6 protein-coding genes are annotated in these 6,060 nt (G+C 72.8%); 4 read left to right on the top strand and 2 right to left on the bottom strand.

Annotated features, from left to right (window positions below; all coding sequences use genetic code 11):
* Positions 1 to 904: YncE family protein (locus ACQKIP_RS37310; RefSeq protein WP_427745153.1), on the top strand; the 904-nt coding region annotated here is incomplete at its 5' end.
* 17 nt (positions 905 to 921) lie between these two features.
* Here ACQKIP_RS37310 and ACQKIP_RS37305 read toward each other — a convergent pair.
* Positions 922 to 2,160: an MFS transporter gene (locus ACQKIP_RS37305; RefSeq protein ID WP_365864592.1), complete on the bottom strand. Its 1,239-nt coding sequence runs from the start codon at positions 2,158 to 2,160 to the stop codon at positions 922 to 924.
* Positions 2,161 to 2,314: 154 nt separating this feature from the next.
* Here ACQKIP_RS37305 and ACQKIP_RS37300 point away from each other — a divergent pair, with 154 nt between their 5' ends.
* Together ACQKIP_RS37300 and ACQKIP_RS37295 are read left to right on the top strand one after the other, a co-directional pair.
* Complete coding sequence (locus ACQKIP_RS37300; protein ID WP_365864594.1) at positions 2,315 to 3,634, top strand: aminotransferase class I/II-fold pyridoxal phosphate-dependent enzyme; 1,320 nt, start codon at positions 2,315 to 2,317, stop codon at positions 3,632 to 3,634.
* 9 nt (positions 3,635 to 3,643) lie between these two features.
* Complete coding sequence (locus tag ACQKIP_RS37295; RefSeq protein ID WP_365864664.1) at positions 3,644 to 4,192, top strand: GNAT family N-acetyltransferase; 549 nt, start codon at positions 3,644 to 3,646, stop codon at positions 4,190 to 4,192.
* A gap of 22 nt (positions 4,193 to 4,214) precedes the next feature.
* Here ACQKIP_RS37295 and ACQKIP_RS37290 read toward each other — a convergent pair whose 3' ends face one another.
* Complete coding sequence (locus tag ACQKIP_RS37290) at positions 4,215 to 5,051, bottom strand: aldo/keto reductase (protein WP_365864596.1); 837 nt, start codon at positions 5,049 to 5,051, stop codon at positions 4,215 to 4,217.
* A gap of 188 nt (positions 5,052 to 5,239) precedes the next feature.
* On the opposite strand from ACQKIP_RS37290, the gene ACQKIP_RS37285 reads away from it, so the two are divergent.
* Positions 5,240 to 6,060: hypothetical protein (locus tag ACQKIP_RS37285; RefSeq protein WP_427745152.1), on the top strand; the 821-nt coding region annotated here is incomplete at its 3' end.

The following is a 6,060-nucleotide window of genomic DNA, read 5'->3' as shown; positions in this document are numbered from 1 at the left end:
CTACCAGTCCGCGTACTCCGAGCGGAACAACGTGCTGTGGGCCACCTCCGCGGTGGGCCGGCCCCCGGTCACCACCTCCAGCCTCCTGAAGGTCGACCCGCGCACGCTGAAGGTGAAGGCCAGCTACACGCCGCCGGTCACCAACGCCGAGACCGGCGCCGTCGAGGCCGTCTACGGAGTGGCCGTCGACGACGAGCACAACACCGTCTGGACGACGAACACCCGCGACAACTCCGTCGCCGTCTACGACCAGCGCACCGGCAAGCACCTCACCTCGCTGCCCGGCGTGAACCACGCCCGCGAGATCGTCGTGGACGCCCAGCACAACACGGCGTGGGCCAGCAGCTTCGGCGACGGCACGGTGGTCGCCTTCGACACCCGCACCCTCAAGGAGAAGAAGCGCGTCACGGTCGAGGGATCGACCCCGGCAGGGCTCGCCGTGAACGCCCGCACCGGCGCCGTATACGCCGCCGACCTGGGCGGCGACCGGATCATCGAGATCACCCGCAAAAGCGGGAGCCCCCGTCTGATCCCCACCGGTGACGGCCCGATCTCCGTCGCGCTCTCCAAGGACGGCCGCACCGCCTACACCGCCGACCAGGCCGCCGGCGGCCTCTCGGTCGTCGACCTCAAGAAGGGCGCCGTCACCAAGTCCGTGCCGACCGGCGCGGGCGCCCTGTCCGTCGCCGCCGACCGGCGCACGGGCAGCGTCCTGGTCGCCAACCGGACCCCCGGCACCGTCACCGTCGTCGACCCCGCCAAGGGCGCCGTCGTCGAGACCCTTGCCACCGGAGCCAACCCCAACCACGTCCAGGTGGCGGGCGGTACGGCGTTCGTGGTCGACAAGTCCGGCACCGGGCCCGAGGGCCAGGACCAGGCGCACCGCATCCGCATCGGCCGCTGAGGCCGCGGCCGCTCGGTTCAACGCCTCCCCGCGTACCGCCTCCCCGCGTACCGCCCGCCGCGCATCCGCGGCGGGCGGTGCGTCGTCGCGGGCCGCAGCCGCCCCCGTACGAGACGGCTCTGCGCGGCGACCGTCGCGATCACGCCCGCGCCGAGCAGCGGCCAGGCGAAGGCGCCCGCCGTGATCACGGCGGTGACCAGGAGCGGTCCTCCGCTGCGCTGGGCGGACGAGGACAGGCCGTGCACACCGAGGTAGGCGCCCTGGGCGTCGTCGGGGGCGAGCGCGATGGACAGCTCCCAGGAGGCGATGGCGTGCAGGATCTCCGCGAAGGTGAATCCGATCGCCGCGACCACGAGGGCCACGACGGCCAGCCAGGTGCCGCCGGCCACCGAGACGGTCATGGCGGCGCAGCCGACGACGAAGCAGGCGGCCAGGGGCACGAGAAGTCTGCGGGCGCCGTCCGGCGTGGCCCCGAAGCGGGACAGCGGGACCTGACAGAACACGACGAGCACGCAGTTGAGGACCATCAGCAGCGGCGCGAGGCCGTGCGGGGCGTCGGTGGCGTGCACGATCCACAGGGGCAGGCCGACCTGGAGCACCGCGTCGTCCAGGAAGAGCGCCGCCTCGGTGGCGGTGAACAGCAGGTAGGGCCGGTCGCGCCAGGGGTTGGAGGGCTGCGCCGCAAGGGCGGGGGCCTTCGAATCGGTGACCACCCGCGAGGGGGACGGTGGTTCCGCGCAGCGCAGGGTGAGGATCGAGGCGACGAGGAAGCTGACCACGTTGCCGATGAGCAGGGCCTGGTAGGCGTGGGCGGTGCCGACGGCCAGCGCGAGCGCACCGGCCAGGCCGCCGATGGCCCAGCCCGCGTTGGAGACCGAGCGCTGCACGGCCTGGTACCTGGTGCGGTTCGGGCCCGCGATGCGGGCGGCGTACAGCTTGGTGAGGACGTTGGCGCCGCGGTCGGCGAGGCTGTTGACGGCCGAGTACAGCAGGAGCAGCGAGAAGTTGTCCGTCGTCAGCAGGGCCAACAGGGCGATGGCCTGCTGGAGTTGGGAGCCGATGATGACGCGCGTGACGGGAAAGCGGTCGGCGAGGTGTCCCGCGAGGGGCGCGCCCGCGATGCCGACGGCTCCCGAGACCCCCATGAGGATGCCGACCTCGGTCACGGACAGCCCGGTGACCAGGGTGAAGTAGAGGGCCGCCGCCCCCATCCACAGCCCCGTGCCCACTTTGTTGATCAGGGCGATCCAGAGCATGCGCCGACCGTCGAGGCCCCCTGGTATCCGTGCGTACAGTGCGGCCCGCCTGCGACTGAGGCTCACCACTCCCCCTTGCTCTGCGATGCGTCGTCCCGGAATCCCGCTTGACTCGGCTTGACTCTCGTTTTTGTACTGATACATACTTGATTACGTGGCAGCACAATATGCGATCAGCGGTACGACCGCCAAGGGCATTACCTCCTCGGTCGAACAGGGCGTGGCCGAGGGCGGCTTGGGGCCGGGCGACGCACTGCCTCCGGTGCGCCGCCTCGCCGATGAACTCGGCGTCAGCGCGGGGACCGTCGCGACGGCCTACAAAGAACTCCGGCAGCGCGGGATCGTCGTCACGCGCGGCCGGGGCGGGACGGTGGTGGCTCAGGCCCCGGCGGTCGGGGCGCGCCGCCCCGCCAAGGTGCCGCAGGGGGTGCGTGATCTGGCGGGCGGACACCCGGATCCGGCGCTCCTTCCGGTACTGCTGCCGCCCGAGCGAGTCGACCCCGTCGGCGGTTCGCACCGCGGCTCACCGCGCCGCGCGGCACTGGAGGACCTGGCGCGGCAGTGGTTCGCGCGGGACGGGGTGCCGCACGACCGGGTGACCTTCTCGCACGGCGCCCTCGACTGCATGGCGAGACTGCTGTCCGCGGAGCTGAAACCCGGCGACACGGTGGCCGTCGAAGACCCCGGCTTCCACCATCTCCTGGACCTGGTACCGGCGTTGGGCCTGCGCATGGTGCCCGTGACGGTGGACGACGAGGGGATCAGGCCGGAGGCGCTGCGCGGCGCACTGCGCTCCGGGGCCCGGGCCGTGGTGTGCAGCCCGCGTGGGCAGAACCCGGTGGGCGGCAGCTTCTCGAAGGCCCGGCGTGACGCCCTGCTCGACGTCCTCGGCGGCTTCCCGGAAGTGCTGGTCGTCGAGGACGACCACAACGCGGACATCGCGGGTGCTCCCTCATACTCGCTTGCGGCCGGCGGACTCGAACGCTGGGCCCAGGTGCGCACCGTGTCCAAGCATCTGGGCATCGACCTGCGATGGGCGGCTCTGGCCTGCGACGCCACCACGCTGGCCCGGCACGAGGGGCGGATGCTCCTGACGTCGGGCTGGGTCAGCCACGTACTGCAGGAGACCCTGGAGCGCACGATGACCGACGCCGCGGCGCGCGCGCTGGTGGAGCGGGCCGAGCGGGTCTACACCGAGCGGCGCGAGGCGCTGACCGGGGAGCTCGCGCGGCTCGGGATCGCGGCGCAGGGCGTGAGCGGGATGAACGTGTGGGTGCCGGTGCGGGACGAGTCCGCGGTGGTCAACGGGCTGCGCTCGCGCGGGTGGTGGGTGGCCGCGGGCTCCCGCTTCCGGATCGCGACGCCCACGGCCGTGCGGGTCACCACGGCTACGCTGGAGGTGACTGACGCGGCACGGTTCGCGGCGGACTTCGCGGCGGTCCTCGGCGAGTCCGAGGCCACGTACGGGGGCTGAGTGCACGAGATGATCAGCTGGCGCCGAGTCGACGAACCGGACTTCCCCCTGCTCCGGCGGTGGCTGGAGCAGCCGCACGTCGCGCGCTGGTGGAACCACGAGACATCGCCCGAGGCGGTGGCGCGCGACTTCGGCCCGGCGGCACGCGGCGAGGAGCCGTCGGAAGACCTGCTCGTGCTGCTCGACGGCGAACCCATCGGCCTCGTCCAGCGCTCCCGCTTCGCCGACTACCCCGAATACGGCGATGAGTTGGCAGGCCAGGCCGAGATCCCGCAGGGTGCCGTGACCATCGACTACCTGATCGGGGATCCCCTCCGGGTGGGCCGCGGGCTCGGTACCCGCATGATCCGGGCGATCGTCCGGGCCACCTGGGCCGACTATCCCGGGGCGACCGCGATCCTGGTCCCCGTCCACGCGGGCAACCCGGCCTCCTGGCGCGCCCTGGAGAAGGCAGGCCTGCGGCGGGTCGCCGAGGTGTCGCTCGAACCGGACAACCCCGTCGACGACCGCGCCCACTACCTCCTGCGGATCGACCGCCCGGAGCCGGAGGCGGACTGAGGTCAGCCCCCGCCGTGCCCGGTCAGGCCTGCGCGATCCGGTCCAGCCGCCCGCGCTGCTCAGCGCTCAGCCGCAGGTCCGCCGCGGCGACGTTCTCCGCCAGGTGGTCGAGCGAGGCGGTGCCCGGGATCGGCAGCACGACCGGGGAACGGTCGAGGAGCCAGGCAAGAGCGATCTGCGCCGCGGTGGCGTCGAGTTCGGCCGCCACGGCCGCGATCTCGGCGGTCGCCGTGGACGCCGCCGGGTGGACGGGACGCCAGGGCAGGAAGGCGATCCCTGCAGCGTCGCAGGCGTCGAGCACGGCCTCGTGCTCCCGGTCGAGCAGGCTGTAGCGGTTCTGCACGCTCGCCACGTCGACGATCCGCCGCGCCTCTTCCAGTTCGTCGACGGTGACCTCGGACAGGCCGATGTGGCCGATCCTGCCGTCGAGTTGGAACTCGCGCAGTGTGCCGAGCTGGTCGGCGAGCGGCACCTTCGGGTCGAGCCGGTGCATCTGCAGCAACCCGATGCGCTCGACGCGCAGCCGCCGGAGCGCCTGCTCGACCTGCTCGCGCAGGAATTCCGGGCGTCCGTTGACCGACGCCTCTTCGCTGGGGGCCGGCTGCTCGATCGCCACCTTCGTCGCGATGAGCAGGTCGTCCGGGTACGGATACAACGCCTCCACGAGGAGTTCCTCGTTGGCGCCCCACCCGTACATGAACGCCGTGTCGATCAGCGTGATGCCCAGCTCGACGGCGCGCCGGGCCACCGCGACGGAGGCCTCCCTGGGCGCCCCGGCCTCGGTCGGAAGGCGCATCGCCCCGAACCCGAGCCGGCGCACCTCGATTTCGCCGCCGATACGGAAGGTGCTCGATGCCATGTGTGGTGTCCACCCCTCAGTCGACGCGTCACGTTACCGGCACAGCCGGGGCCTGACACGGAATCGAATTGCGCACCTCCGTGCATTGACGAGGCCGCCTGTCCGGTTCAGGGTGTTGCCCCCGAAAAGACCGCAGGCAAGACCCGAAAGACGCTGAGACACGGAAGACCTCGAGAAGGGACCCCTTCATGCGAAGACGCGCCTTCGTCCGCGGACTGGCCGTCACCGGGGCCGGATTGGCCCTGCCCGTACCGTTAGCCAGCGCCGCCACCGCAACCGCCACCGCCCGGCCCGGGTCGGCCGCCGCCGCAGGGTGGCAGCAGGTCGCGGCCCCGGACGGCCGGGCAGCGGCTCACCTCGTCGCGGTCGCCGCCGCGGGCCCCGACCGCGCCTGGGCCGTGGGCGAGCAGGGGCGCAACGGAAGCACCCTCGGCACTCCCCTCGCCCTCGGCTGGAACGGCTCCGCCTGGTCACTGGCCGACGTCTCCCATCTGGCGTACGGCGGCGGCCTGCGCGCGGTCGCCGCCGGTGCGGACGGCGCGGCCTGGGCCATCGGCACGAACACCGCGGGCCACGACCAGCTGCTCCGGTGGAACGGCACGACCTGGCGTGAGGCCGACTTCCCCGGCCGGGGTGAGCCGGGGACCCGGCTGACCGGTGTCGCGTCCGGCCCCTCCGGCCGGTTCTGGATATCGGGGCGCCACGGGGACCGCGCCGGCCTGATGTACGGCAACGACAAGGCGTGGCGCTGGTGCCGGCCGCTGCCGGACGAGGCCGCGCCGACGCCCTCCGGCGTCCGGGTGACCCCCGGCGGCGAGGTGTGGGTCTACGGCGACATCATCGCCCGCTGGGACGGCGCCTGGACGGTGATCCCCCGCACCCTCGGCATCCGCGCCTCGGTGACCGGACTGCTCCCGGTCGCGCACGACGACATCTGGCTCACCGGATTCGCGTACGGCGTCGGCGGGCCGCCCGGCAAACCACCCGGTGTCACGCTGCAGCACTGGGA

Origin of the sequence: Streptomyces sp. NPDC059900 (assembly GCF_050270335.1) — a bacterium.
Taxonomy (GTDB): domain Bacteria; phylum Actinomycetota; class Actinomycetes; order Streptomycetales; family Streptomycetaceae; genus Streptomyces.
The sequence above is the reverse complement of the archived record's forward strand: the minus strand, read 5'-3'. Positions and strand labels throughout refer to the sequence as shown.